The organism is Psychrobacter sp. PG1 (genome assembly GCF_014897815.1).
In the GTDB taxonomy this organism is placed as follows: domain Bacteria; phylum Pseudomonadota; class Gammaproteobacteria; order Pseudomonadales; family Moraxellaceae; genus Psychrobacter.
The window spans coordinates 100,011-126,412 of sequence record NZ_JABUZG010000057.1 but is presented as its reverse complement, the minus strand read 5'-3'; the positions used below and the strand labels follow the sequence as shown (position 1 = coordinate 126,412).

Here is a 26,402-nt window from a genome sequence, read left to right as displayed (position 1 = left end):
ATAAGTCAAAAACGTCATTATCATAACAAACAATGGCATACAGATGACAGAAAAAAAGCCAGTATCTTTTTACCAACATAATGGCAATAAAGATACTGGCTTTTATCAGCTTCTAAGACGAAAGGACTATCATGATCAAACGCTATCATTGCACACAAATCATGAGAAACAAGCCCGATGATCAGAGTAGATATAACATGGCGCTTTTTTAAAACAGGACTTATTCAAACAAACGCTTATGTTAAATAGTCTTTGGTAAAAATTGCACCTTGCTAAATCTAAACCGACATCATCTTGTTAGCCACCACACTATTAGATTGCAAAATCTTCGATACTACGACCTGCTGCTAGCGCTTCAACCAACCACGTTGGCTTGCGACCACGGCCAGTCCACGTTTCTTCGTTATTGTCAGTATTGCGATACTTGATGCTGCGTTTTTTCTCTAGCGTTTCACCAGCTTTTAGAATCTCTTCGATAGAGGCATTGCTGTCTTCTGCAATTTTCTCAAACTGCATATAAGCGTCATACAAACGCTGATGTTGTTTTTTGGCAATAAGCTGCTGAGCATTTTCAGTGATGGCACGTAGCTCATCAACGTTCAGGTTTTCTAAATCAATGGCGGTATTTTTGCTCATAATAAATCCAACTGTAAGATAAAAAATATAACCTTAATAGATATTATTCACTATTAAGAACTAAGAATGACGTATTCATCATTAAATACAACGATGAATGTCACAAATCGATATTTTTTCAACCAAATAAAATATTGTTAGCCACAATAGCTAATGGCGTAGATAATATAAACAAAAAACCTTGCTATCACAACAGTAGATTATTATATCTACTATAACAAAAGTCAGTGAATAGTAAAATCGGGTAAATGAAAAACCACTATTTATTTAATAGTTATTCATAAACAGTTATTAATTTTAAGATAAAATCAGTCTCTATAAACAATGTCCTAAAAACGGTTAAACGAATAACTCAGCAAACATAAATCCATTAAAAATAGCAACCGATTGTTTCCATATATACCTACCGATTAGTCAAAAATGCCATTGATTAATCATGCTGATCGCTAAGCTCATTCATCAAATTATAGGCTGCTTCGGCGCTCAATAAATAGGGATTAAAATCAATCGTTGTCGAATATTTTAAATAAATCGCCGCATTTTTTTCAGTCGGTGAAGCATAATTCATGGACCATTTAGACCATGCTCGATGCTTTAACTCACGTGTTTCAATAACCTGTAAGTCATGATGACGCGGATCAGTAATTAAACTATATAACAGACGATTGATCTCTGCTCTTGGCCCTTCAATGGTTTGCAAAAAATAATCTTTATTAAACGTCAGCATACCAGTGATGCCATTGGCGGCATTATTTACTTGTGCTTGCTGCAAGATTTCGTTGAAGTCGTTGGCCGATACATCTGGGTTGGCACGGCTAGCGTATGTCATGCTCATCAAAATGTGTGCATCTTCCATTGCTGATGTCATATCTTATCTCTTGTAAAATGTCATGGGTGTGATGGTTCTTAGCTTTTATAAACGTCAGTCAATTAGCCAATAGAAAACCATGGTTTCTTCTTTTGGGCGGCGCTCACTGCTTCTTGCTCTTGAAGGTCTGATAACGTCTCAATCAACATCATGATTTGATTGGTGTTCATCAAATAAGGATTAAACTGAGTACCTGTCGAAAATTTGAGCGCAAGTCCTTTGTTTTCATCGCTCGGAATCAAATACTTCATTGACCATTTGCTCCAATGGCGCAGCTCTACTTCACGGCATTCGATGACTTGTAAGCCATGATGCCGATTATCTTTAACCAGTTTTCTGAGCAATTCATTGATGACGGGTCTCGCCCCTTCAATACTTTGCAAAAAATAATTGTGATTGAACACCAAAGCACCCGTAATACCATTGCGCTCATTGTTTTGCTGAGCTTGTGTCAGGATGCGCGTTACTTCACCTTTAGGATTGTCGGTGTTATAACGGCTAATATAAGTTAAACGTAGAATAATATGCTCGCCATGATGCATTTTTAGGCGATTTAATTCTGAAAGCTCAGCTGATTCCACAAAACACTCCAATTAGTTTGCTAAATTTTTCACCTATCACCACCCAGCTACTGTCTTTTATAACCGAGTATTTGTGGTATAAGTCATTTTTTTTATAACATAAGTCGTGTATATATTAACGTTGAATTTTTTTGATAAAATCATTCATGCCGCGTGATAAATTACTGCTACTGGTGCTCTGTATTTCTTTGACCAAGCTCAATAATTGCGAGCTATCCGCGCATTGTTCTAAACTCAACAAGTAACCCCAAGCTTCTACTGGTGGTGCGTTTTTTTCAATATAGTTAGCCAACTCTGACTTTATCGTTTCGTAGCTCGCACCAGACAACCTAGCCTTGAAAATACTACTGATTGATTTCTTGCCTAATGCTGCCATTTTATTGAGACTTTTATCATTAAAGGTGCGATCAAACTCTGTCTCAATATTTCTTTCAGACAACGATGCTTGAGACTGATCAGCCGTCGGTGCTTGCGGCGCAGTGGATATTTGAGAGGCAGCATTATCAGCGCCCACTATCTCTACACACTCAAGCCCTAACAGCAACTCAAATAGTGGTGCAACACCGCCAAAATCGGCAAACATTTTGCTACGGTCAAGCGTATCAAGATAGCTTTGATACGTGCGTTTGCCATCGATCATAATGAGCAATGTTCTTGCTTCACGCGGCAATATGCCGAGACTCTGAGATTTAATCTCTTCTCTGCCCAAATCAGTTTTTTGAAACACATCACCATCTTTCATTCTTTGTACTCATCACTAGCAGTAAGGTGGGCACTTTTATAGTCAATTGATTATAAAAGCGTGACAGCTTTAACCTTTTACATTGAACCAACCCTGTCCTAAGCGGTCGACCAGATGAATTTTTATTATTTCAACTATTGAACAGTCAAATTTTGACTTTTTATTGGTTAATAAAAATTACTTTAAATCAAAGCCCCACATTTAATATTGTTTGAATTATTGATTCGAGTGAATTATATCAATCCATTTAATGAACCGTTAGCACTAATTAAATCCAATAGAACAGACGGTCTATATAGGATATGAAAGGTAGTTTTTATAAATTTCAATATAAAATTTGATAAGATAATGAGAATAAAAAAATCGATAAACTCAATGAAGCAGGCTACTGTTTATCCGCTTTATCTTCTTACTAAATCGTTTACAAACCAATAATTAATTTTCTTTTTTTCGACTAACTATCAGGGCGCAACTATAAAAACCAACAAACGTTTTACTTTTTTAGCGAGATAATATCGCAATTGAAAAAGTCTATCTTTCTAAACGCGCTCACTCTCATACGACCTTTATGCGCACTATAGAAAATTTATTTTTTTAAGTCATTTATCACTAGCCATAAAAAAACCCTGCAATTGCAGGGTCTTCTATAGATTATTCTTAACAGATAACTCTAAGGTATAAGTTAAAACGGAATATCATCATCGACAGGGCCATCTGGCATTGCTGTTGGCTTTGACTGTGCAGGCTTTTGCGCAGGTTGATTGAATTGATTCTGCTGAGCAGGTGCGCCTTGATTGTTAAAGCTGTTTTGACCACCTTGAGCAGCTGACTGGTTGTAACCGCCTTGCTGTGCTGGCTGATTGTTTGCTTGCTGACCAAAGTTGTTTTGATTGCTTTGACCACCTTGATTGCCATAGCCACCACCTTGACCCTGATTTTGACCGCCAAAGCTATTATCACTTTGACCACCAGTCGCACCATCTAGCATTTGCATTTGCTCAGCACGAATCTCAGTAATATAACGGTCTTGACCATTGGGATCTTGATATTTACGGGTACGCAAACTGCCTTCGATATAAACTTTACTGCCTTTACGCAAATACTGCGCGGCAATTTCACCCAAACGATTAAATAGAGAAATACGATGCCATTCCGTCGCTTCTCTTTTTTCGCCGCTTTGCTTGTCGGTCCACTGCTCTGACGTTGCAACCGAGATATTGGTCACACTACCGCCGTTATTAAATTGACGTGCCTCAGGGTCTGCTCCAAGGTTACCGATGATGATAACTTTATTAACTCCGCGCATGATACCGTCCTTTTACTTATGAATAATTTTATGAATCGCTTTAATGACTGTGCAGCTAAGCGCATTCATTAATGATTTTACTGTAATCAATTTTTATTGGAATATCTACAAGCTATCTATTAAAGACGACAATCTATGTCGTCTAGATATATATTATAATTTTTGGGTTTAAAAAACCATGATATTGCTATTTTGCCATTTTATTAAGCGAATTAATACTATTACCAGTTACTGACTTATCAACTCACTCTGTCCTTTATAAACTTATTTAGAATCATTGCTCTCGTTATTGCGATGCATACTCAAGGTGACGCTACCCAGCTCTACGCCAAATTTTTTCATGACTGAGCGATTGAGCATGACGTTTTTATCAACCAGATACATCCAGTCATCAAAATTCACTTTGTAGGTTTTATCCTCAACGGGTAGCTCTAACAAGTAATTCCAATGCAAGGTATTGCCAACCACTTCCCCTGTTGCCTCGCCAATGACATCGCCTGCTGTGCCTTTCCAGCTACCATCAGCTTGTTTGGTCAATCGCCATATACGCTGTGATTTTGACCCATCTGCCCATGCGAACTTCTCATCTAAAACGATGACATTATCGCCTTCGTGAGTAGCATCAATATCGACGTAAAAGCGTTTTTTGACCTCGCCATTGCGACCTTGAAACATGCCCCAACCATCGATTTGACCTGAGAAGAACTCATGCATATCGAGCGTGGGCGTGCTGTTCTGATAGGCTTGGATATTTTGTGTGGCACAGCCTGAGAGTAGTAACGTGGCTGATAGACCAAGACCTATCGAAAATTTAGCCACTGCTCGAGGCGCAATATTTTTCTGACACCACCAGACAACATCGTAAACTTACTCATATTAATTCCTTTTAAGCCGAGATGGATGTTCAATGTTCACTTACCTCATAACTGCGCTCTTCGCGGGCTCTCGCAGAGAGCCCTAACCTACATTAATTTTGTTAGTAAAGTGACAGTCTTTTGGAACAGGCTTCTTGTGCTATTTCTTCCAAAGCAGACATGCCTCTATGCTTCAAGAGTAATTCAACACACTGCGCAATATGTATTCTTGCCTCAGATCTTTCATAAGATTTATGTAAAATAATGAGATCTTCCGGACCAAAGCTAAATGTAGCTTCCTTTAATAACCCAATGAAAAGTAATTTAGATAATCCTGGCTTTGAAATCATTAGATTTCTCAATGAGCCTGCAGGTAAAATATCTGATTGCTGTAAAAGAGCTTCGGCTTGGATAAGCAATCTATCAGACATTTTTTCAGCTTTAGTACTATTAGCAACATTAGCAAGAGATGACCACTCTATCATTGTTTTTAAAGTTTTATCATCAGCGCTAGGCTCCTTTTTTGATAAGATAAAACCAATCAATGCAACCAATAAACCTAAAACTAGACCCATTGCCATATCTTATTGCCTTATATTCATATGAAATTGATGAGTTTATATTCCGATAGAATAGTATTTAATATACTAAATATTCTCTTATTGGTCTTTTTTATTAAATTGTTCATGGCTTTATTTTATGCGATCAATAAACTCAACTGACCAAGCACTCATGTCTTTATTAATAGGGCTTGTAGATGATATCAGGTTGCTAAAATCTTTGATAAATTGAGGACTTCTCGTAATACGTGCTAATTGAGCATCTGATAACCTATCGAGTGTAAACATATCAGCTGTCTCTTTGTCTCTACAGGACTATGAATGTTGCACGTAAAACCTGTTAAATATCTAGTGGACTCTGTGCCAAACTCGATAGCTGCATCCGCGAGTCATCTGTCAATTGTGTCTTGTCTAGCTTGAGATAGGCAACTTGCTCTTTCGCCATCACGACCAGCTCATCCACGCCATCTACCGCCAGCATTTGCCGTGACCAGTCTTGGATATTAATGTTTTTAGGGATGGTCACAGTAGTACTCGATAGATAAGGCGGCTGAGAAATGGGGATAATAATGAGTAGCGCCACGCCCATAATGACGGCCAAAATTCCCCACGCCAATAGGTTAGGTTGATTCAATAACAACCCGCCCATTGCTCCACCGACAAACGCCCCAAAGAACTGGCTGGATGAATTTAGCCCCATCGCAGTGGCTTTATTGGCGACTGGGGCGCGCTTAGATATCCATGAGGGAATCGTTGCCTCAAGCAAGTTAAAGCCCATAAAGTACAATAACAGACCTAATATAATACCAACGCCAACCTGACTGCCAATAGCCAATATCGCTAAAGCAGCGGTCATCAACGCAATCGCGCCTAAGAATACTTGGCGCATTTTGCGTTTCTTTTCAGCGATGATAATAAAAGGAATGGCGACGGCAAAACCAATAAATAACAGCGGCAAATAAACCAAGCCTTGCTGACGTACCGATAAACCCATCACTTCATTAAGCTGATGCGGCAATATCACAAATATCGCCGTCATGGTCAGATGCAGAGCAAAGATACCAATATGTAAGCGGTTTAAATCGCCGATTTTGAGGACGGTCGCTAATTGTTGACCAATCGATTTATTGTCTAAATTGTGTTTAAGTACGCGTAGCGGTGTCGGCACAAACAATAATAACAGCATCGCCAAAACAGCAAAGCCTGAGGTCAACCAAAATAAACCAGAGATACCCAGCGAGCCAACCAATAACGGACCAAAGGCAAAAGCGAGCATGATAGAAGTCGCAATAGTCAAGCCCATCGTCGCCATCGCTTTGGTACGCATTTCTTCGCGCGTTACATCAGCCAATAACGCCATCAATACCGCAGAAACCGCGCCACTACCTGCCAGTGCTCGACCAATAATGACCTCGTAAATATCAGTCGCATTTGCCGCAATGATACCGCCGAGAGCAAATAAGATCAGCCCTAAAAAGATAATCGGCTTACGCGGGAACTTGTCCGCAGCAAGACTCATGGGTATCTGAAAAATCGCCTGTCCCAGTCCATAAATACCGACCGCCAAACCAATCAAAAACGGCGTCGCGTGCGTATAATTGTCACCATATACAGAAAACACAGGCACAATCATAAACAGACCAATCATCCGCAAAGCAAATATACCACCGACCCCGAGGATTGCCCGTTTTTCTACGCTATTCATACTTGCCTCACTGGTTCGTCATTGCTGATTTATCACTACTGCGCTGCTTATACTATTGTGATGCTATCAAGACTTTAGCTACAAATTAAGCCCACTAGTATAAGACATTCGCCGTTTGCGTGCCGAGACTTTTGTCTTATTGGTGCAGCCTCCCATACCTCTTCAACCCAAGCCATTCATATTACGCGATTATTTTGTTACCAACTACATCGGATGCGCAATCACACCTTGAATAATGCAGCCGCCATGACAATAAAGTAAGGCGTCATAAACATTATTACTCGTCAGCTAGAGCGATCGCTTAGATGACAAACTCCTCTATAAAATGACATTTTGGTCAAAACCATGACAAAAGGTGACTACTACTTAACATTGATTTGATTTAGATTTGCTTAGTCATACGAAAACCAATCGCCTCAAAGGCTGTAGAATAAGAAAACAGCAAAATGAACGCCAAGTAGCATACCGCTCAGCAATAAAAATTAAAACAGTAAATTAGGCATCTATAGCTCTCACTTCATCAACGTATGAACACTTTATAAAAATATTATTTATAACCATATTATAAACTTACGAAATATTCACGTTTTTAACCAACCATTCTATTGATCTGTATTTAGCTTTTAATTTGAGATATTTTCAATCCCCTTTTAGCAAATAGGAAACCTAACACCGATGGCACACGAGTATATTAAGGTTCGCGGCGCACGCACTCATAATCTAAAAAATATCGATTTAGACATTCCACGCGACAAGTTCGTAGTAATTACGGGTTTATCAGGCTCTGGTAAATCGTCATTGGCATTCGATACGCTGTATGCCGAAGGGCAACGTCGTTATGTCGAAAGCTTATCGGCCTATGCACGTCAATTCCTCTCACAAATGGAGAAACCTGACGTCGATAGTATCGAAGGCTTGTCGCCAGCGATTGCTATCGAGCAAAAATCAACCAACCATAACCCGCGCTCTACCGTCGGGACGATTACTGAGATTTATGACTATTTGCGTCTGCTCTATGCGCGCATTGGTACGCCCTTTTGCCCAGAGCATGGTGAACCAATGGTGGCGCAGTCAGTGACCGAAATGGTTGATCAGGTTATGGCGTTACCAGATGACACCAAAATCATGATCTTAGCTCCAGTGATTCGTGAGCGTAAAGGTGAGCATACGGTGTTGCTTGAGCAATTAATTGGTCAAGGCTTTGTACGTGTGCGCGTCGATGGTGATGTCTACGACACCGATGAGCTACCGACACTCGATAAAAAGAAAAAACATACCATCGAAGTGGTGGTTGACCGCTTTAAAGTTCGTGATGACTTAGGCAATCGCGTCGCTGAAAGCTTAGAAACCGCTCTGCGTTTGGGTCAAGGGCTGGTGACGCTACACTTTATGGATGGCAATCCAAAAGAAGGCGGCGATGACAATCAAGTCATGTCAGCCAAGCACTCATGCCCTGTCTGTGATCGTGCCGTACCTGAGCTTGAACCGCGTATGTTCAGTTTTAATAATCCATACGGCGCATGCCCAAGCTGTGACGGTCTTGGTAAACGTCAATACTTCGCGGCTGAAAAACTGATTACTCATCATGAAAAATCGCTCAATCAAGGGGCGATTAATGGTTGGGATAAACGTCATGCCTACTACTTTGGTTTGCTCTCTACCGTCTGCAATCACTTCAAAATTGATATGGATGCGCCGTGGCAAGATCTGACCAAAGTGCAGCAAGACCTCATCATGCAAGGCTCTGGTAAAGAGAAGCTGACCTTTAACTTTACCGATGAGCGCGGTCGTAAAACCAATAAAACCGTACCATTTGAAGGGGTGCTGCCTTATTTAGAGCGCCGTTATGCCAAAACTCAAAGTAACCTTGTCCGTGATGAGCTGGCTAAATATTTAGCGGATACCACTTGTAACGTCTGTGATGGTGCACGCCTCAATGAGATTTCACGCAATGTCCGCGTTGATGACCAAACCATCGCTCAAATCGTGAAGTTGTCTATCGGTGATGCGGCTGAATATTATAAGACTATTAAAATTAGCGGTCATAAAGGTGAAGTCGCGGAAAAAATCTTTAAAGAGATTAATGAGCGCTTAAACTTCCTCGTCAGCGTTGGGCTTGATTATCTATCGCTTGCCCGCTCTGCTGAAACCCTATCAGGCGGTGAAGCGCAGCGTATTCGCCTTGCCAGCCAAATTGGCGCAGGACTAATGGGCGTGATGTATGTGCTTGATGAGCCATCGATTGGTCTACATCAGCGCGATAATGATCGTCTGCTAAAAACCCTAACGCGCTTGCGTGATTTAGGGAATACTGTGCTGGTCGTTGAACATGATGAAGATGCCATTCGCCAAGCAGATCACGTCATCGATATCGGTATCGGTGCAGGTGTACATGGCGGTCATATTATCGCTCAAGGTACGGTCGATGACATCATGGCAAACAAAGAATCGCTGACTGGACAATATATGTCTGGTAAGAAGAGAATCGAGATTCCAAGCATTCGTCATAAAGCCAAGACGATGGATGTTGAAATCACAGGTAAGGCCAAAGCTCAAAAAGTTCCGATGACGATTGAGCTCAAAGGTGCATCCGGCAATAACTTACACGATGTTGATTTGACGATACCAATCGGTATTATGACTTGTATTACGGGCGTTTCTGGCTCTGGTAAATCTACCCTGATTAACCGTACCTTAATGCCATTGGCAGCGACTCAGTTGAATAATGCCTCGACGCTCATCGCGGATAAGCATGACAGCATCAGTGGTCTTGAGCATTTGGACAAAATGGTCGATATCGATCAAAGCCCGATTGGTCGTACTCCGCGCTCAAACCCAGCGACTTATACCGGTGTGTTTACCCCTGTGCGTGAGATGTTTGCCCAGACACAAGAAGCGCGTGCTCGTGGTTATAAGCCGGGTCGCTTTAGCTTCAACGTAAAAGGCGGACGCTGTGAGATGTGCCAAGGTGATGGCCTTATCAAAGTTGAGATGCATTTCTTACCTGATATGTATGTGCCGTGTGATACCTGTGAAGGTAAGCGCTATAACCGCGAGACCTTAGAGATTCACTATAAAGGTAAAAATATTGCCGATGTCCTAGATATGACTGTAGAAGATGCCACTGAATTCTTCTCAGCCATTCCAGCGATTTATCGTCGTCTGCAAGCATTGATGGATGTTGGCCTAAGTTATATTCGTTTGGGTCAATCTGCGCCAACGTTATCAGGCGGTGAGGCGCAGCGTGTTAAACTGGCTCGTGAGCTTGCCAAACGTGATACCGGACAGACGCTCTATATCTTGGATGAGCCAACCACTGGTTTGCATTTCCATGATATCGATAAGCTGCTCAATATCCTACATACCCTACGTGATAAAGGTAATACCATCGTCGTCATCGAACATAACTTAGATGTCATCAAAACCGCAGATTGGGTAATTGATTTGGGCCCTGAAGGCGGTAAAGGTGGCGGTATGATCATCGCAGAAGGTACGCCTGAACAAGTGGCCGAAGTCAAAGAGTCATACACGGGTATATTCTTAAAGCCGATGCTAGAGCAAGGCATGAAAGAAGTCAGCTAATACAAGTGAATGATTGATAAAAGGCCACTCTTTATAGGGTGGCTTTTTTTTGGTTAGAAGAAAGTACTTAGAATTCTAGACAAAAAGTAGTAGCGGTGAAGTAATCTACTATGTTAGCTTTGCAATAATCGATAAATGTAAGGAATAGCAATGTTTAGTAAAGAAGGAAAGAGAATAGAAGCAGAGGTTTTTAACGATCTGGAATCATTGTGCCAGTCTGATGGATATTTACATACTATTGCATACTTTTGTTTTAGAGATAATACTGTACGATCTGGCGAGGAAATACAGAAGGAGGACTTTTTAGAACAGTATGGTATGGATAGACTATTACGCATTGAAATATCTACACTAATTGGTCTTGCATGTACAATTAAGTCAAACGTAGAATTACCAACTCCTGCTAAAATGCAGGAGTACATAGAGAAAACAGAAGCTTTGCTTTTAGAACTCCATCATTCAATGATGCCTGATGTTTCAGATATGTTTAAATTAGACGCTGATAAACAACCAGATAAAAGCTATAACCCCCTTAATAAAGGTACTTTCTTAAGAGAACCTATATTTTATGGAGGCGAGTCAGCCTATCACTTCCAATACAGAGATTTATCGAAGTTAAAATACAAAAATGATGAAGATTGGATAATAAGAAATAAAGGCTATTCACTAGATGAATTATTCATTGTTATTAAATCTATTAGCTCTTTACAACTTAAAAAGGTTAACAGTATATTATCTAAGGTTTTGCAAAAAAATCCTGACGAATGGACAGTTTTAGAAGCATATACTTTCACAATAGATGAGATAGAAACCGAGCTATCCACACCCTTATCTAAACCTTTAATAAAAAAGGTAATTGAGTCTTTTGTATCGATTGATAATTATGAATTCAAAAGGCTTGATGATTTCAACCCAAAAAATGCTTTCCCAATAATAAAGCTAGATGAGAGTGGATATCTTCTTTTTCAAAATTATAGTTTATTAGAAGCATTATATGAGTCTCCCTTCTTTTGGTTCTGGGATGATAAGTCTTACCGTAGTACTGCAATGACGAACCGAGGCAACTTTACGGAAGATTTTTCCGTAAGTAGGTTAAAAAGTGTTTTTGGGAATAATAGAGTTTTTCAAGGTGTCAATATTCTTGAAAAAAAAGGCGTAATTGCTGGAGAAATAGATGTTTTAGTGTTATTTGCAAACAGAGCTATTGTACTGCAAGCTAAATCTAAGAAACTTACTCTAGAATCTAGAAAAGGTAATGACTCAGCTATAAAAAACGACTTTAAGAAAGCTGTTCAAGATGCGTATGACCAAGCCTATTTATGCTCTGAACTTTTAGTAAGTAAAAACTATAAGCTTGAAGATAAAGATGGTCAGAGCATAGATATTTCAAATATCGAATTTCAAGAAGTATATCCAGTATGTATTGTATCAGACCACTACCCTGCTTTATTTTTTCAAGCTAAGCAATTCTTAAAATCTAGAAAAACTGACATCATTAAAGCTCCTTTTATTATGGATGTTTTCTTTCTAGATGTTTTTGCTGAAATGCTCCATACGCCCTTATATTTTCTGAGTTATCTGAACAGAAGAACAAACTATACAGACAGCGTTATGGCTACGCATGAAATGACCATTCTTGCATACCATCTGATACATAATTTATGGGTTGACGGTATAGATTACATGCATATAGGAGACGATTTTAATGCTGAATTAGATATGTCAATGCTAACTAGAAGAGATGGTCTGAACTCTATACAGAATCCAAAAGGAATACTTACAAAACATCAGGGCACTATAGTTGGAAAATATCTTTCTGATGTTGAAAGAATGAATAATCCAAGTACAGTAGACTTTGGATTCTTACTACTAACAATCAATGAACAATCAATTCAACAGATCAATGAAGTTATTGAATTAATTTGCAGTAAAAGCTTAGTAGATGGTAAAAATCATGATTTTACAATTGGATTTGAACATGGCAATGGTGAAGGATTAACAATTCACTGCAACTACAATGACTATAATATTGCTAAAGAAAAATTAGAAGATCACGCTAGAAGAAGAAAATATTATACAAAGTCTAAAAAATGGCATGCTATCTGTATTGACCCTGATACTAAAAATATTAGATTTGGTATGAAGCTCGACTTCCCTTGGGAGTATTCGCAAGAAATGGAGCGAGCCACTTCCCACATGGCAAAACCTCTATCAACTTTCAATCCTAAAACGAAAATTATGCCTAAAAAAACAGGGAGAAACGAAAAGTGCTCTTGCGGTAGTGGAAAAAAATATAAGAAGTGTTGTTTGTAATTGATTCAGCCTTGATCATCAGCTCCCTGCATCATGTCTATACCCTAGTCACCTTGAGACGTATTTTACCCCCAAATTGTAGCGGTTATCCTTGGTTAACCACTAGATTGCGGTAACTTAGCTAGGAGCAATATCGAGACAACAGGAACGCTACTGGCTATTAGTCACCGCTCTAGTGGCCGACCAGATATGAGCGAAAAGCGGGATTGGCTCCCAGTAATAAAAGCGCTCTAATTAAACAAACTCCCTCTCAACATTCATTACCCGTGCATCTACCGTACTCTCTATCTTCTCCTCAATTTGGCTACACTGCGACTCGACTTCACGTTTAGACAGCCCAACCATCACAAACGTCCACTCGCTAGCGTCATGCCGATCTCGCTCGCCACTCTCACAGACCGCGACGCTTGGTGTATCACCAAAGCGTGCGTGCAAGCCGCCCATACGTTGGCGCTTTTCTTTTAATGAGCCGCATCCGGGCAATGAAAACGTCAGTGTCAAAATAGCGATGTGCATTTTATGCTCCTTACCAAAAAAGTTTATAATAGCATCCAATATAATATTCAATAATGGCTGCGCGTCAGCATGCATACCCTTTATAATAGCGTATCAACCGCCAACCAATTTGCGTATCTCACCCATGACCTCTATCAGCTACGTCAAGCAGCAACGCATCACTCGACTATGCGTACGCTGCGGCTTACTCCTTATGCAGTATGGCGCTGAGTCTGCCGTAGTCGTGGACTTATCCAAACGCTTGGGGCTTGCTTTGGGGATGAACAGCGTCGAATGTTCGCTGAACTTTAATGCCATCACCCTGACGACCATCTGTGACGAGCGCTGTATCACCACCACCAGAGACACGATCAATCAAAGCATCAATGTCAATTTATTGGTACAAATCCAGCAAATTATCAATAAAACCGAAGCCACCGTAGACAGTACCGATTTGATTGACCGCACTACCCTTGCCTTTGATGAGTTGGATAAGACCGTATACCCAACATGGCTGGTGGGCATATTTGTTGGTGCGTCTTGCGCAGCGTTTGCGTATCTGAATGGCGGCAGCTGGTCTATTACCGCCGTGACATTTATCGCAGGTATGGTGGCGATGCTGACTCGTATTTATCTGTCCAAGCATCACTTTAATCCCTTTATCACCGTCATTGTGACCGCTTTTATTGCTTCTTTAATTGGAGCGACGACCTATTATTTTGATATTGGTAATAATGCCGATATTGCGGTTGCCTCTAGCGTCTTGCTACTGGTGCCTAGCTTTCCTTTGATTAATTCGTTCTCAGATATCTTAAAAGGCTATGTCAATATTGGTGTTGGGCGTGCGGTGTTTACCTATATGCTGACCTTGTCCGCTTGCGTTGGTATCGTGATGGCGCTGGTTTTACTACGCATACAGCATTGGGGGTTTTGAGATGTGGTTCATTGAGACTGTGGTGCTTTCATGTATTATTACCCTTGGTTGGACGCTGATGTTTAGCGTACCCAAACGCTATATTTTGCCTTGTTTGCTGATGACTGCTTTTGGCTTCGGATTAAAGACTGCTCTCGTTTATCAGCATGTACATCTCGTGGTTGCCAGCTTTTTTGGGGCAATGCTTGCCAGCTTTTTGGGCGTGTATTTTTCTAAGAAATATACCTTACCACCCAAAGCACTTATCTCGCCTAGTGTCATTTGTATGATGCCCGGTATCGCCGCGTATAAGGCGATGGTCAGTATGGTACAGATTGGTTATTTTGGTTTTTCAGACGAGTTATTTAGCCAAATGATGGTGTATTTGTTTGAAGCGTTGTTTGTCACCTCAGGATTGGTGCTTGGCTTATCCATTCCGGGACTGTTATTTTATAGACGACGTGCCATTGTTTAAGTAAGTTTAGATGAGTCCAGTTAGGTTTAAATGGGTTTAGATAGCATTATTAGATGTCAGGCTATTTTTGCCTAAATGCTTTTATATTCTGATGCTAGCTGATACATCCTCATAAGCAAAACCTTGTAAGATTAATAATGATACCCATTACAATAGAGTTCAAAACAACAGAATTAAAAAATAATAGACGGCAAAATTGCACCAATACGCATCAATACGTCCTGAATAAAGAGACTTAACCATGACAAAACATTATGACTATATCGCCATTGGCGGCGGTAGCGGTGGCATTGCTTCAATCAACCGTGCGGCGAGCTATGGCAAAAAATGCGCCATTATCGAAGCTAACCAGTTGGGCGGCACTTGTGTGAATTTGGGCTGTGTACCTAAGAAAGTAATGTGGTATGGCGCACAAATTGCCGAGGCTATTCATAAATATGCGCCAGACTATGGCTTTGATGTGGATGTTAAAGGTTTTGACTTTCAAAAACTGGTGCAGAGCCGTCAACAATATATCGAAAACATTCATCGCTCTTATGATAATAATTTGGCCAAAAATGGCGTTGAAGTGATCAAAGGCTTTGCCAAATTTGTCGATATCAATACTGTAGAAGTGAATGGCGAACTGATTACCGCTGACCATATTTTGATTGCCACAGGCGGTCACCCGATTCAGCCAGATATCAAGGGCGCAGAATACGGCATCGACTCTGACGGCTTTTTTGCGTTGAATCATTTGCCAAAACGCGTGGCAATTGTGGGAGCAGGATATATCGCTGTTGAAATCGCAGGTGTGTTAAACAGTTTGGGCGCAGAGGTGCATTTGTATGTACGCCAGCACTCGCCGCTGCGCTCATTTGATCACAGTGTGGTAGAGGCATTGCTCATAGAGATGGAGCAAGACGGTATTCAATTGCATACCAATACTACGCTCACGGAAGTCAATAAAAACGAAGATGGCAGCCTGACTTTGTGTACCGAAAATGGCAGTCTAGACACGACAGATTGCTTGATTTGGGCGATTGGTCGTGCGCCATCGACAGACAATATCAACCTGCAAGTGACGGGTGTGGAAACGAACGAAATTGGCAAAATCAAAGTCGATAAATTCCAGAACACCAATGTTAAGAACATCTATGCGGTCGGCGATATTATCGAAAACAGTGTGGATTTAACACCCGTGGCGATTGCAGCAGGTCGTCGTCTTTCAGAGCGCTTGTTTAACAACAAACCTAATGAGCATTTGGACTATACGTTGATACCGACGGTGATCTTTACCCATCCTGCTATTGGTACGATTGGCTTGTCTGAAATCGACGCGGTTGAGCGCTATGGCAAAGAAAATATCAAATGCTATAACTCAACATTTACCTCGATGTATAGCGCGGTGACCCAGCATCGTCAGAAGTGTATGATGAAACTGGTGTGCTTGGGTGATGAGGAAAAAGTCATTGGTCTACACGGTCTTGGCTTTGGTGTTGATGAGATGACTCAGGGCTTTGCCGTCGCCATCAAAATGGGCGCGACTAAAGCGGACTTTGACAATACGGTTGCCATTCATCCAACTGGCTCAGAAGAGTTTGTGACAATGCGCTAGTTTGATAGAAAGACTGGGCTAAATTAGTAGAAAGGCTACCCCTAATGAGGTAGCCTTTCCTTATAGATAATGACTTGCACTACTTGCTACAAGTCCCTTTTATGCCGAGTTTGAGGTCAGCGATTGCTTCCCTGCCTTCACTTTCAGGTACCAGTTTAACACCCGCACCACCAACAATTAAACCTGGCTTAATATATTGTTTTACAAAGTAGTTATTACCCGCTGTAGTATCAATCATTAAATCGTTAGGAGAAAATTCAGATTCGGTAGAAACTTTGTGCTGCATATTGCCCAGCACTTCATGATAGAAAAAAGTGCCTCGTGCAGTTTCACCAATACATTCATCATCTACCCACACATCTTTCTTTAGAGCTCCACCCACCACACTATTGCTACGATAAATATATAGACCAGCATTGTTGGCACTAGGTGCTTTCACTTGCTTGAGTACGCTAGATACTTCGATATTTTCAGTGGGTACAGAAGCACAACCGGCAAATAGTATTGATGTAATCGTTAGAAAAGCGATTTTTTTTAGCATTTTATTTCTCTAAGAATAAAGTAAATGTGACTTGAAATTTCTGATGATTTTATTATGAGTAACTTTAAAAAAACATAGCTCTGCTTTAATTGCCTAATACCCATTCATCGTTCACTTGATAAACCTTGAAATTGGTCTTGTTAGTGCGGCTCTCTCCCGCGATTGTCTGAGTGATATCAGCAGTACACATATAAGTATTGTCACCCTCGACAGTATCACAGTTGATATTTTCGACGCGTTCAAGCTTTGGCATCATACCCTCCATCATGCCGCTCATCGCCTTTGCCATCTCATCATTACCTGCATTCGCCATCGCATCGTCCATCATACTATTGGCTTGCTCGTATTGTGCCTCGATTAACGCTTCAACTGTGCTTTCAGAAGGTGCATTAGAGCATGCGACAAATAGCGGTGTTAGTAATGCTATGACTGCCAGTTTTTTCAGATTAGTCATCTCAATCTCAATGTATATATAATGTTACTTCACTATACAGAATTACTTCTAAATACCCAACTTAATTTTAGAGTACAAGTTTGGATTTATGATGAATAGCTTTAATAATCTAATGAGATGAAGGAATTAACGTGCGGTGTATACTGACAGTGCATTCACGATACTGCTATGATGTGGTATTCAAAACCGTTGCGAGATAACTGTGTGGCAGGTGTACTTTTTTATATTACCGATTGGTCTGGGAATTATGACCTTGGCAGCAAGTTTGTTGTTTTTGTTTGCTTATCTGATGTCTGATGACAATGCCACGCGCTTGCCCGCTTTTAACTGGTTCAAGCGCTTAATTATCGTGGCATTTATCTTGCTAAGTGTTGGGCTGTTTATGACCTTTGATCATTTTTGGGGTTAAGTGAGATTTAATAGACTTCAGTGTCTTTTTACTAAACCAATTGATTAGCTAACAACTTTTTCTAATTCTAATAACTCTAAATCTTCACGCTTTGGCTCGCCATTATTGCCGTCATTTGGAAATGGCATTTTATTACCATTTAGCTCATAACCTCGGCGCTGATAGTAAGCCAGCAGCTCAGGACGATGGCTTAAAATAGACATGGTCAAACGTACAGTTTTTCTATCTGCTGCTTGCCCATCTGACTGTAGATGACGAGTAGCAAAGGTTTCTGCCGCTTGCAAAACCACATTACCAACGCCATACCCCTGCAACTCTGGATCTACCGCAAACATACCGATGTAGGCTTTGTTATTTGAGTCAGCATCGGTTTTGATATCGACAGCGATACAACCGAGTATCTCACCCGTTTCCTCTCCATCACGGTCGCCCGTTGTCGTTTTTGGATAGACAAAGTAATAGTGATTAGGGTCATTAATCACGGCAGCGAGCTCGGCTGACGTGGTTCGAATACCACCAATTAAATCCGCCTCATTGGTCCAACCTGCGGTCTCGCGATAACAGCGATTTAATAATTGCTCAAGTGCACTAATATCATCGGCTTGCGCTTGTCGCAAAAATACAGACTCTCTATCCAAGTAATTTTTATCTAAATGTTTTTTATTCATATTATAATTTTTCCTTTCCTTGTTTGTATTAAAAAAACTGACCCAAATCGATAGGTCAGCCTTAATAGTAATATGTATCCATCTTGAGTACTAGGGCGATAACGCCTGTGCTTGGTCGATAATATTAAATCCTGCCTTAAGCTGTGCACGCGTTGGCGCATGACCACGGCGGAGCAGTTCAGAAAAGGCAACCAATTCTTTATCACGCCCTAAAGTGCTAGCCGCACTAGCACGTGTGTCTTCCCCATCATCATCAAAGTAGTATTCGATATAATCTAATGTATCTGGCGAACCAAACAAGATATTATGATCAGGTGTTTCGGCATGACCACTATAGCGTAGGCTTTTGCCATACTGCATGGTCCAAAAGAATGGAATGCGCGCCTCTAGCGAGTCAACATTATCATCATTTAATATAGCAGCCGCGGTCACTAAGCCATGTTGCAAGGCCACGCGCCAATGTTCGATGCGCATGCGCCCCATTTGCCCAGAAGCTTTTGCAATATCACCCAAGGCATAAACACCCTCACGCAGCTGCAAATGCTCATCCACTTGCACGCCATCTGGCGCGTTTACTTCTTCGAACAGCTCTATACGTGGTGCTACGCCAGTCCCTAAAATGACGATGTCTGCATCGACCTGCTCACCATTTGCTAATTTAATAGCACCAACTTGAGAAAAATTACTGCCGCTATTCTCATCCACTTTTTCGACCTCAACGATTTCGGTCACGCTGGCATCAATAACAAACTGAATGCCTTTTTCTTTATGCAGCTTGATCAGCGCATTACTAACGGTTTCAGAGACGATATTTCCCATTACCCGATGATCTTGTCCGATGACGGTAATAGAAGCCGTCGTGCCTGCTTGTGCCAATGCGGAAGCGACCTCCATACCGATAAAGCCAGTACCGATAATAACCACACGCTGGTCATGACTGGCCGCTTTTATCAATTTGGCATCATCCATACTACGCAGCGTATAAACGCCATCAAGCTCAGCCCCTTTAAAAGGCGGTATCTTTGGCTCAGCACCTGTTGCGACCACTAAGAAATCAGCGGTTTGTGTGTCGCTATGACCATTTTCATCTTTGATAATAATCGTACGTTCATTGGGTAATATTTCGCTGACGGTTTGATTTAGGCGCAAATTAATATCGTGTTTGCTCGCCCAATCTGTACCGCCTAGTAAGAGCTTTTCTTCAGGCATATTGCCCGCTAAAAATGCTTTAGATAACAGCGGTCTATTATAAGGCGCACTGTGCTCTTTAGTAATCAAGGTAATCTGTCCACCGTAGCCACTGTTACGCAACTGATGTGCCGTCATAAATCCTGCACCGCCACCACCGACGATAAGGGTATGCGTATCACTGAGTTTATTATTTTCAACGACTTTATTAAGCGTCACTGCGGTATTGACCGTCAGGCTATCACCAGCATCTATCAGCTCATACTGAGTCAGTCCGTGGGTCGCTATTGGCTCCAAAAGCGATCCATCTGTACTATCAAAAGTGGCGTGATGCCAAGGACAGACGATGCGGTTGCCACAACGTAGTCCTGTACCCAAATCTGCACCTGCATGAGGACATTTACCATCAAAGGCATGAAAGGTATTGTCATCACGGGTGATTAAAATGATACTATCATCATCTTGCTTGTAAGATTTCATGTCGCCACTGGCGATATCAGCCTTATTAATAGTCACTGTGTGAATCGCTGCATTGGTCATAAGTCTTCCTTAACAGTTATAATGGTGCCCTGAATCAAACGTGTTGAAAGTAACCCTATCACATCAGCCAGTTTCAACGAAAAACACCATTCTCGATACGTTTATTTAAATGCTTTTTTAAAACGCTATCCATTGATAGTAGCAAGACACTTTCGCACACGCTGTTTTTTTGTATGTTTCCTGCGTTGCAAAACGTAATCGTTAACTGTTAATCCCTATGCTTACCTATTCTTTTTAAATCTTATCCTCAACATAAAAGACGACTTTATGACTTCTCGTGATGACATGACCGATATTAATGCTAGCCCTCAATCCGCTCTTGAAAGTACTCAACCTGATAACGAGTTACCTGCTAATGGGTCGTTTAATAATGAGCAGTTTGATATGGCAAGTATCGATATTACCGTAGCGACGGATACTGCGCAGTTACCGCAGCCTCTTCAACCACCTGTACAGCAAGCAACCTATAAAGCCTACGCAACAGACTTTATCGTTAATGAGCTATTGCCGCTCGAATTCATCGGTGAAGGTGAGCATTTATGGCTGCATATCCAAAAATCAGGGATGAATACCGCTTATCTTGCCAAACTTCTATCAGAGTGGGCAGAGATTCCTCTGCGCGATGTTGGTTATTCAGGTCTTAAGGATCGCCATGCATTGACAACCCAGTGGTTTAGCTTGCGAATCCCAAAAAAACAACTGCCTGCTGCTGAGTTTGCACCAGTCGATATCGGAGCCGATGAATCGGTCACGATCATCGACCAGAAATGGCACAACAAAAAGCTCAATCGCGGCACGCATCGCGCCAATCAATTTATCATCACCTTGCGTGATATCCAATTTGCTGATTTTGATACAGCATTGCCAGCACCTGAGCAATTATTGTCGGCGAAGCAAGATGTCGAGCAGCATTTAGCAAGCATCGCTATAAATGGCGTGCCCAATTATTTCGGCCCTCAGCGTTTTGGACGTAATGGCAATAATATTAGAGAAGCATTATCGCTGTTTGCCCGCCCACTACAGCAAAGTCGACCACAACCCAAAAAGAGCAAACGCAAGCACGCGCCACGTGAGCAGAATACAATGGAGCTGTCTGCCGCACGTAGCTTAATTTTCAATGAGATATTGGCGTTACGTGTACGTGATGGCAGCTGGAATACTGGGCTGGCAGGCGAAGTGTTTAACTTAGAGGGTTCAGGGTCAATATTTACTAGCGAAGCCATAGACGACACGTTGCGTGAACGCCTTGAGACGGGTGATATCCATCCCACTGCTGCATTATGGGGCAAGGATAATGATAAAGTCAGCGGCATGGCGGCAAGTACTGAGAAAAATGTGATTCAGCAAAATCCGCTACTGGCTCGCTTAGCCAATGGCTTAGAGCAGCGCGATGTAAAAGCACAGCGACGCGCGCTGCGCCTACCTATTGAAGCGCTGTCTTGGGAATGGCAGGATAAAGATAATGAACAGACATTGGTGCTGAGCTTTACGTTAACGACAGGTAGCTTTGCCACCAGTGTCTTGGCAAGCTTAGTAAAACAATTAATACACTAAAACGTAGTTGACCCTTCGACTATGGCAGCCAGCTATGTGCCATAAAGCGCTTCAATATTATTATTTTTTGCTGCCAACATCTCGTTGGCACTCACCACTTGATCACGGCCACGGCCTTTGGCTTCATACAAAGCCTTATCTGCCATACAAATTAAACGCTGGCAAATATCATGAGGTAGCTGCACTGCGGGAATTTTACGATTCACGCGTTTGCTACTATACGAGGGGATTCTCTGCGGTTTAGCAAGCGACTGCGAGGCATCCTTTTTATTCAGAGTTTCGCAGGCTTGTTTTATACAATTACGCTCACCATGGGTCAGTGTATATAGCCCCAAGCTGGCAGTCACACTAAAGGCTGTATCGTCATCGAGAATGATGACGTGTTTGGCGATAACGCGCCGTAATTGTTCAGCTATTATCATAGCTGTGTCGTGCTTCGTATCTGGCAATACAATCAAAAACTCCTCACCGCCATAGCGACTCACGATTGTTTCATCAGTTAAAGACTGCAAGAGCGTCTGCGCGACCTCCACCAATACTCGATCCCCGATCTCATGACCGTAACTGTCATTGACCTCTTTAAACCAATCCAAATCCAATAAAATAACGCTGATATCTTGATGGTCTTCTACTGACTTCAGCACCTGCTTCATTTGCATCATCCCGTAACGGCGACTTTTGAGTTGGGTTAGCTCATCTTGATTGGCATGCTGCAGAATTTCCTTTTTACTGTCATCTAATATTAGTAACAAAGTACGAAACATATAGATAATAAAAATAGCTTTTGGTAGCGCCATATAAATATGTGTAGAACGCCAAAAAAAAGCGGAAGATCGGCGCAATTGATCAACACTGTCCCAATTTAGCGTGCCATTTTGAAAAATAGAGGCAGAGATGGCGTTTTCGATTGTCGTAATTTCACTATAATTGATATAACTATAATAGGTATCAAGAGGAATGACCGTGAGCGTCATTTGACGCAGATTGGGTAAAGTAACGCCAAGATAAGGAATAAATGTGACTGCCAGAATGACGGCTGCGTGCCCTAAAAACGCTCTCCATACATAGCGCCGACGTATAAGCATCATCCCCAGTATCGCACCGCCGACTAAAGAGACGCCCGCGACCAAGCTACTATGTCCTAAAACTAAAATAACCATTGCAATATAGGCACTATAAACCGTAATTAGTATGCCTTGCCATTTATACAAATTGCTATTGGCTTTTTTGACAGGTGAAAAACGACTGGTCATCCATAATAAAAACAAAGCTACCAGTGTCACGCCGAACCATAGTGGATACAACAGGGCTATATCGACATAGGTGTCATAAACATCGCGGCGCCACCAAACAAACAAACACCATAGCCAGTGTAAAGATACCTCCATCACCATAAATAAAGCCAGTAATGACGTTTTATCAGCAGCTTGCCACTCAAAAATTGCTTGAGATAGCTTGGTGTAGCCTAGATGAGATATCGATACAGCCATAGTAGGGCTACCGCAAATATTGAAAGTTATTAAGTCGACATTAAAACCATTAAATAAAAATCAAAAGCCTGAATCAATAATAATAAATGATATGACTTTTTACCTTATACCATTCCCAAAAACTTAAGTAGATAAGAATGCGAGTGTCGGTACTACATTTTGTAAACTAAATGGGAGTTAACCCCGACAATTTCATTTTTAAAAATAAATCCCACTTATCTAGTGTGGCAATTTCTGTCGCAGTTATCAATCTATTTAGTGCCTTCATGCGTCAATATATGACGCATGGTTTTTGGATAACCTGTCAATTGATATTTCAGCTGAGTTAACATTCAAAACTGTATTCAGCAATAAATTTTCGGCTAAGAAAACATTGCAAAAGACTGCCAAACTCCCTGCTGATCAGGGTTCATTGTCGGTACATCACCCAAACGACGCCACGGCATATTGCTACCATGAAAGTCACTACCGATCGAGGCGACAAGATTGTGAGCAGCGATACTGCGATCGACCATTCTGCGAGTACTAACCGGTTCGCTATTCGACGGCAGCTCACAAGCATCGCCACCAAGACCAGCAAACTCTTCAATCAGTTTACGGACTCGTGTTGCTGAAAGCTGATAACGTGTGGGATGCGCCAACACCGCCTTGCCACCACAAGCCTGAATCAGCTCAATACCGTCAGCCATGCTCAGTGCATCAATCGCCACATAAGCAGGCTTATTGTCTGCTAAATACTTATCAAAGGCTTTTTGTACCGTCTTGACTTCACCGCGCTCAAACAATACTTGACCAATATGCGCGCGCCCGACCGCTTGTGGATTGCCGCCTGCTTTATCAAGTACGGCTTGCCACAGCTCGTCATAGTTAATATCTAATAGCACACTGAGCTTTTCAGTGATTCGTTGACCACGCGTGGCACGGCTATCCTGTAATTGTTGCAGCGTTGCATGCATTTTTTCGCGATCGGTAAAATCTAGCCCCAGCACATGGATGATTTTATTGGTTGATTTATTTTTGCCATAACCACCAATAAGTGTATGCTCACAGCTTATCTCGACCCCATTAATCAGCTGCATATCGCAGGCAATGGCAGCCGCACGCGCCTCATCAATTCCTGCCAGCGTATCGTGATCGGTCAATGCCAATACATTGACGCCGGCCGCATGGGCGCGCTGCACTACTTCCGTTGGTGCATAAGTACCATCAGAGCAAGTGCTGTGACAATGTAAATCGAATTTCATAAGAGAAGCCTTAGCATTAAAAATTAAAAGTGTAGAAAATAAAAAAATGAGCACATTGGCAATAAGCCGTTATATTTGGCAGTTGTCATGATTATGAGTCATAATCATCAGGTATTGCTACGCAGGCCCGTGATATAGCATGATTATCGTGTTGATTGCTTTTTTTTGGCGCAGTAGACGTGTAAACTACCCCATACGTTTTTGTCGGATATCCCCTTTGCTATGAAAGCTTTATTAGACTTTATTCCCTTAATTGCCTTTTTTATTGCTGCTCGCTACAGTGGTATCCTAGCGGGGGCAGGTGCGTTGCTCATCGCCACCATCATCGTTTATGCCATTCATTTTATTCGCCAAAAAGGCACGTTTGATAAACAGCAATGGGTTGTCTTACTATTAACCATTTTATTTTGTGGTGGTACTTTATTATTGCGTGATGATATCTATCTGCGTTGGAAATCACCTATTATCAACGGTATCTTTGCACTAACACTTTTGGTCAGTGCTGCGATTAATAAGCCACTGATGCAACTGGCGATGAAAGATGTTTTTTTGCTGACGATGAGTGGCTGGAAAAAACTCACTCTCGCTTGGGCACTATTCTTCGCCTTTATGGGCATACTGCATTATATCACAGCGTTTACGATGTCAGATGAGGCATGGATTAACTTTAAAACTTATGGCTGGATTCCGATTATGTTGGTGTTCGTCATCGCCCAGTTTGCCGTATTAAAAAAGCACCTCAACCCTGCGCTAACGGATAAAACCGTCAAATAATACTCAATTTATCATTTTATAATAAAGCCAATGCTATTTCTAAATGCCAATAGCGATAATCATTAATCGCAATTAGCTCGGACGCATTAAGCAAAACACTTTAAATCAATCATAAGTTTTATTAATCGAGGAAGTCTCATGTCCTTATTTGCCATTATTGGTCATGACGTGGCCAATAGCAGTGCACAACGTCAGATTACCCGCGCTGAACATGTCGAACGCTTGCAAGCTTTAGATCATGACAATCGACTGATTATCGCTGGTCCAACACCCATCGAGCATGGCAAAGGTGAGATGTCAGGCAGCTTAATTATTGCTGACTTTGACTCTGCAGCAGCAGCGCAATCATGGGCAAACGATGAGCCTTACTTACGTGATGGCGTGTACAGTCACGTAGATATCAAACCCTTTATCCATACATTGCCAAAAGCGGATGACAGCGCATCAGCTAAAGTAGCAAAATCGTGATTCAGTGCCTATCTTTGTTAAAAAGTCGCTCTTATCAGCGTAGCATTGTTAGTATGATTTTTATGGCTACTGTTTCAGTACAGGCTGCGCCGACGGTGACAGCTATCGATGTGGCTGATCCAACACTCACGACACCCGTGCCAGCTCAACCAACAAAAAACTCAGTGATGAATATCAGCGATACATTGGCGGCGCAATTACAACCATCTGATAAGGCGTTATCCGATGCCAATCAGCAGCTATTAAGCCGTAATGCACAGTTGCAGCGCGAGTTGAATGACTTGCAAACTCAAGTAAATGTTTTGGTCTACGAGAGCAAAGGCCAGCTTTTTTTATACGGTGCATTTACTGTGTTAATTAGCTTGCTAGTCGGTATTTTTGTTTCTTGGCTGGTGTTTGTCCGCCGTGAACGCTGGTAACTACTAGTAGTACCACGCGCTTTTTA

General features: G+C 41.5%; 25 protein-coding genes. 10 read left to right on the top strand and 15 right to left on the bottom strand.

All coding sequences use genetic code 11. The features are described from left to right. Nucleotides 1–312: 312 nt before the first annotated feature. The 8 genes from INT03_RS08590 to INT03_RS08555 form a co-directional block, all read right to left on the bottom strand. A complete protein-coding gene (locus INT03_RS08590; protein WP_045453321.1) occupies nucleotides 313–636 on the bottom strand; it encodes an H-NS family nucleoid-associated regulatory protein in 324 nt (107 codons plus the stop codon). A 430-nt stretch (nucleotides 637–1,066) separates the two neighbouring features. Next, on the bottom strand, nucleotides 1,067–1,504 hold the full coding sequence (locus INT03_RS08585; RefSeq protein ID WP_193008609.1) for a BLUF domain-containing protein: 438 nt from the start codon (nucleotides 1,502–1,504) through the stop codon (nucleotides 1,067–1,069). Nucleotides 1,505–1,566: 62 nt separating this feature from the next. Continuing rightward, the gene (locus INT03_RS08580) at nucleotides 1,567–2,085 is read right to left on the bottom strand and encodes a BLUF domain-containing protein (protein ID WP_296293791.1); all 519 of its coding nucleotides are present in this window, start codon (nucleotides 2,083–2,085) and stop codon (nucleotides 1,567–1,569) included. A 115-nt stretch (nucleotides 2,086–2,200) separates the two neighbouring features. Further along, nucleotides 2,201–2,812, bottom strand: coding sequence for a hypothetical protein (locus tag INT03_RS08575; protein ID WP_193008608.1), 612 nt, complete (start codon nucleotides 2,810–2,812; stop codon nucleotides 2,201–2,203). A 697-nt stretch (nucleotides 2,813–3,509) separates the two neighbouring features. Beyond that, nucleotides 3,510–4,133 carry a single-stranded DNA-binding protein gene (ssb, locus tag INT03_RS08570; protein WP_045453328.1) on the bottom strand — a complete coding sequence of 208 codons (624 nt, stop codon included), beginning with the start codon at nucleotides 4,131–4,133 and terminating at the stop codon, nucleotides 3,510–3,512. A gap of 264 nt (nucleotides 4,134–4,397) precedes the next feature. Then, on the bottom strand, nucleotides 4,398–4,952 hold the full coding sequence (locus INT03_RS08565) for a DUF3833 domain-containing protein (protein WP_296293792.1): 555 nt from the start codon (nucleotides 4,950–4,952) through the stop codon (nucleotides 4,398–4,400). Between the two features lie 157 nt (nucleotides 4,953–5,109). Further along, nucleotides 5,110–5,568, bottom strand: coding sequence for a hypothetical protein (locus INT03_RS08560; protein ID WP_193008607.1), 459 nt, complete (start codon nucleotides 5,566–5,568; stop codon nucleotides 5,110–5,112). 319 nt (nucleotides 5,569–5,887) lie between these two features. Continuing rightward, a complete protein-coding gene (locus INT03_RS08555) occupies nucleotides 5,888–7,252 on the bottom strand; it encodes an MFS transporter (RefSeq protein WP_193008606.1) in 1,365 nt (454 codons plus the stop codon). 675 nt (nucleotides 7,253–7,927) lie between these two features. On the opposite strand from INT03_RS08555, the gene uvrA reads away from it, so the two are divergent. Together uvrA and INT03_RS08545 are read left to right on the top strand one after the other, a co-directional pair. Next, complete coding sequence (gene uvrA, locus INT03_RS08550; protein WP_193008605.1) at nucleotides 7,928–10,834, top strand: excinuclease ABC subunit UvrA; 2,907 nt, start codon at nucleotides 7,928–7,930, stop codon at nucleotides 10,832–10,834. 150 nt (nucleotides 10,835–10,984) lie between these two features. Further along, nucleotides 10,985–13,147 (top strand): SEC-C metal-binding domain-containing protein, encoded by a 2,163-nt coding sequence (locus tag INT03_RS08545; RefSeq protein WP_193008604.1) that lies wholly within the window; start codon nucleotides 10,985–10,987, stop codon nucleotides 13,145–13,147. A gap of 234 nt (nucleotides 13,148–13,381) precedes the next feature. Here INT03_RS08545 and INT03_RS08540 read toward each other — a convergent pair whose 3' ends face one another. Next, the gene (locus tag INT03_RS08540) at nucleotides 13,382–13,663 is read right to left on the bottom strand and encodes a DUF503 domain-containing protein (RefSeq protein WP_193008603.1); all 282 of its coding nucleotides are present in this window, start codon (nucleotides 13,661–13,663) and stop codon (nucleotides 13,382–13,384) included. Nucleotides 13,664–13,787: 124 nt separating this feature from the next. Between INT03_RS08540 and INT03_RS08535 the strand changes: the two genes are divergently transcribed. The 3 genes from INT03_RS08535 to gorA all read left to right on the top strand — a co-directional run bounded on the left by INT03_RS08535 (nucleotide 13,788) and on the right by gorA (nucleotide 16,627). Further along, the gene (locus tag INT03_RS08535; RefSeq protein ID WP_193008602.1) at nucleotides 13,788–14,576 is read left to right on the top strand and encodes a threonine/serine ThrE exporter family protein; all 789 of its coding nucleotides are present in this window, start codon (nucleotides 13,788–13,790) and stop codon (nucleotides 14,574–14,576) included. A gap of 1 nt (nucleotide 14,577) precedes the next feature. After that, nucleotides 14,578–15,030 carry a threonine/serine exporter family protein gene (locus tag INT03_RS08530; protein WP_010201359.1) on the top strand — a complete coding sequence of 151 codons (453 nt, stop codon included), beginning with the start codon at nucleotides 14,578–14,580 and terminating at the stop codon, nucleotides 15,028–15,030. 241 nt (nucleotides 15,031–15,271) lie between these two features. After that, nucleotides 15,272–16,627 carry a glutathione-disulfide reductase gene (gorA, locus tag INT03_RS08525; RefSeq protein ID WP_193008601.1) on the top strand — a complete coding sequence of 452 codons (1,356 nt, stop codon included), beginning with the start codon at nucleotides 15,272–15,274 and terminating at the stop codon, nucleotides 16,625–16,627. A gap of 79 nt (nucleotides 16,628–16,706) precedes the next feature. On the opposite strand, the gene INT03_RS08520 is transcribed toward gorA, so the two are convergent. Together INT03_RS08520 and INT03_RS08515 are read right to left on the bottom strand one after the other, a co-directional pair. Continuing rightward, nucleotides 16,707–17,168: a DUF2846 domain-containing protein gene (locus INT03_RS08520; RefSeq protein ID WP_060491730.1), complete on the bottom strand. Its 462-nt coding sequence runs from the start codon at nucleotides 17,166–17,168 to the stop codon at nucleotides 16,707–16,709. 85 nt (nucleotides 17,169–17,253) lie between these two features. After that, a complete protein-coding gene (locus INT03_RS08515; RefSeq protein ID WP_045454206.1) occupies nucleotides 17,254–17,622 on the bottom strand; it encodes a hypothetical protein in 369 nt (122 codons plus the stop codon). Between the two features lie 247 nt (nucleotides 17,623–17,869). Here INT03_RS08515 and INT03_RS08510 point away from each other — a divergent pair, with 247 nt between their 5' ends. Then, nucleotides 17,870–18,031 (top strand): hypothetical protein, encoded by a 162-nt coding sequence (locus INT03_RS08510; protein WP_226950185.1) that lies wholly within the window; start codon nucleotides 17,870–17,872, stop codon nucleotides 18,029–18,031. Nucleotides 18,032–18,075: 44 nt separating this feature from the next. Here INT03_RS08510 and INT03_RS08505 read toward each other — a convergent pair whose 3' ends face one another. Both INT03_RS08505 and INT03_RS08500 read right to left on the bottom strand, forming a co-directional pair. Then, nucleotides 18,076–18,699: a GNAT family N-acetyltransferase gene (locus INT03_RS08505; protein ID WP_193008600.1), complete on the bottom strand. Its 624-nt coding sequence runs from the start codon at nucleotides 18,697–18,699 to the stop codon at nucleotides 18,076–18,078. Nucleotides 18,700–18,789: 90 nt separating this feature from the next. After that, the gene (locus INT03_RS08500; RefSeq protein WP_193008599.1) at nucleotides 18,790–20,427 is read right to left on the bottom strand and encodes an FAD-dependent oxidoreductase; all 1,638 of its coding nucleotides are present in this window, start codon (nucleotides 20,425–20,427) and stop codon (nucleotides 18,790–18,792) included. A 384-nt stretch (nucleotides 20,428–20,811) separates the two neighbouring features. On the opposite strand from INT03_RS08500, the gene truD reads away from it, so the two are divergent. Beyond that, complete coding sequence (gene truD / locus INT03_RS08495; protein ID WP_226950195.1) at nucleotides 20,812–21,981, top strand: tRNA pseudouridine(13) synthase TruD; 1,170 nt, start codon at nucleotides 20,812–20,814, stop codon at nucleotides 21,979–21,981. A 32-nt stretch (nucleotides 21,982–22,013) separates the two neighbouring features. On the opposite strand, the gene INT03_RS08490 is transcribed toward truD, so the two are convergent. Next, nucleotides 22,014–23,471 (bottom strand): sensor domain-containing diguanylate cyclase, encoded by a 1,458-nt coding sequence (locus INT03_RS08490; RefSeq protein ID WP_193008597.1) that lies wholly within the window; start codon nucleotides 23,469–23,471, stop codon nucleotides 22,014–22,016. Nucleotides 23,472–23,833: 362 nt separating this feature from the next. Then, nucleotides 23,834–24,715, bottom strand: coding sequence for a PHP domain-containing protein (locus tag INT03_RS08485; RefSeq protein ID WP_193008596.1), 882 nt, complete (start codon nucleotides 24,713–24,715; stop codon nucleotides 23,834–23,836). A gap of 222 nt (nucleotides 24,716–24,937) precedes the next feature. On the opposite strand from INT03_RS08485, the gene ispZ reads away from it, so the two are divergent. From ispZ to INT03_RS08470, 3 genes are all read left to right on the top strand, one after another. Continuing rightward, nucleotides 24,938–25,489, top strand: coding sequence for a septation protein IspZ (gene ispZ, locus INT03_RS08480; RefSeq protein WP_045444273.1), 552 nt, complete (start codon nucleotides 24,938–24,940; stop codon nucleotides 25,487–25,489). Between the two features lie 138 nt (nucleotides 25,490–25,627). Beyond that, nucleotides 25,628–25,957 carry a YciI family protein gene (locus tag INT03_RS08475; protein ID WP_193008595.1) on the top strand — a complete coding sequence of 110 codons (330 nt, stop codon included), beginning with the start codon at nucleotides 25,628–25,630 and terminating at the stop codon, nucleotides 25,955–25,957. Between the two features lie 62 nt (nucleotides 25,958–26,019). Then, complete coding sequence (locus INT03_RS08470; protein WP_226950186.1) at nucleotides 26,020–26,376, top strand: hypothetical protein; 357 nt, start codon at nucleotides 26,020–26,022, stop codon at nucleotides 26,374–26,376. Nucleotides 26,377–26,402 lie beyond the last annotated feature (26 nt).

Coding starts and splice junctions, on each gene's coding strand:
- INT03_RS08500 (WP_193008599.1), bottom strand. CDS start 20,427: ATGACCAATGCAGCGATTCACACAGTGACTATTAATAAGGCTGATATC.
- INT03_RS08530 (WP_010201359.1), top strand. CDS start 14,578: ATGTGGTTCATTGAGACTGTGGTGCTTTCATGTATTATTACCCTTGGT.
- INT03_RS08510 (WP_226950185.1), top strand. CDS start 17,870: ATGACCTTGGCAGCAAGTTTGTTGTTTTTGTTTGCTTATCTGATGTCT.
- INT03_RS08520 (WP_060491730.1), bottom strand. CDS start 17,168: ATGCTAAAAAAAATCGCTTTTCTAACGATTACATCAATACTATTTGCC.
- ssb (WP_045453328.1), bottom strand. CDS start 4,133: ATGCGCGGAGTTAATAAAGTTATCATCATCGGTAACCTTGGAGCAGAC.
- INT03_RS08545 (WP_193008604.1), top strand. CDS start 10,985: ATGTTTAGTAAAGAAGGAAAGAGAATAGAAGCAGAGGTTTTTAACGAT.
- INT03_RS08490 (WP_193008597.1), bottom strand. CDS start 23,471: ATGGCTGTATCGATATCTCATCTAGGCTACACCAAGCTATCTCAAGCA.
- INT03_RS08475 (WP_193008595.1), top strand. CDS start 25,628: ATGTCCTTATTTGCCATTATTGGTCATGACGTGGCCAATAGCAGTGCA.
- INT03_RS08485 (WP_193008596.1), bottom strand. CDS start 24,715: ATGAAATTCGATTTACATTGTCACAGCACTTGCTCTGATGGTACTTAT.
- ispZ (WP_045444273.1), top strand. CDS start 24,938: ATGAAAGCTTTATTAGACTTTATTCCCTTAATTGCCTTTTTTATTGCT.
- INT03_RS08560 (WP_193008607.1), bottom strand. CDS start 5,568: ATGGCAATGGGTCTAGTTTTAGGTTTATTGGTTGCATTGATTGGTTTT.
- INT03_RS08540 (WP_193008603.1), bottom strand. CDS start 13,663: ATGCACATCGCTATTTTGACACTGACGTTTTCATTGCCCGGATGCGGC.
- INT03_RS08590 (WP_045453321.1), bottom strand. CDS start 636: ATGAGCAAAAATACCGCCATTGATTTAGAAAACCTGAACGTTGATGAG.
- INT03_RS08535 (WP_193008602.1), top strand. CDS start 13,788: ATGACCTCTATCAGCTACGTCAAGCAGCAACGCATCACTCGACTATGC.
- INT03_RS08515 (WP_045454206.1), bottom strand. CDS start 17,622: ATGACTAATCTGAAAAAACTGGCAGTCATAGCATTACTAACACCGCTA.
- truD (WP_226950195.1), top strand. CDS start 20,812: ATGGCAAGTATCGATATTACCGTAGCGACGGATACTGCGCAGTTACCG.
- gorA (WP_193008601.1), top strand. CDS start 15,272: ATGACAAAACATTATGACTATATCGCCATTGGCGGCGGTAGCGGTGGC.
- INT03_RS08555 (WP_193008606.1), bottom strand. CDS start 7,252: ATGAATAGCGTAGAAAAACGGGCAATCCTCGGGGTCGGTGGTATATTT.
- INT03_RS08505 (WP_193008600.1), bottom strand. CDS start 18,699: ATGAATAAAAAACATTTAGATAAAAATTACTTGGATAGAGAGTCTGTA.
- INT03_RS08585 (WP_193008609.1), bottom strand. CDS start 1,504: ATGACATCAGCAATGGAAGATGCACACATTTTGATGAGCATGACATAC.
- INT03_RS08470 (WP_226950186.1), top strand. CDS start 26,020: ATGGCTACTGTTTCAGTACAGGCTGCGCCGACGGTGACAGCTATCGAT.
- uvrA (WP_193008605.1), top strand. CDS start 7,928: ATGGCACACGAGTATATTAAGGTTCGCGGCGCACGCACTCATAATCTA.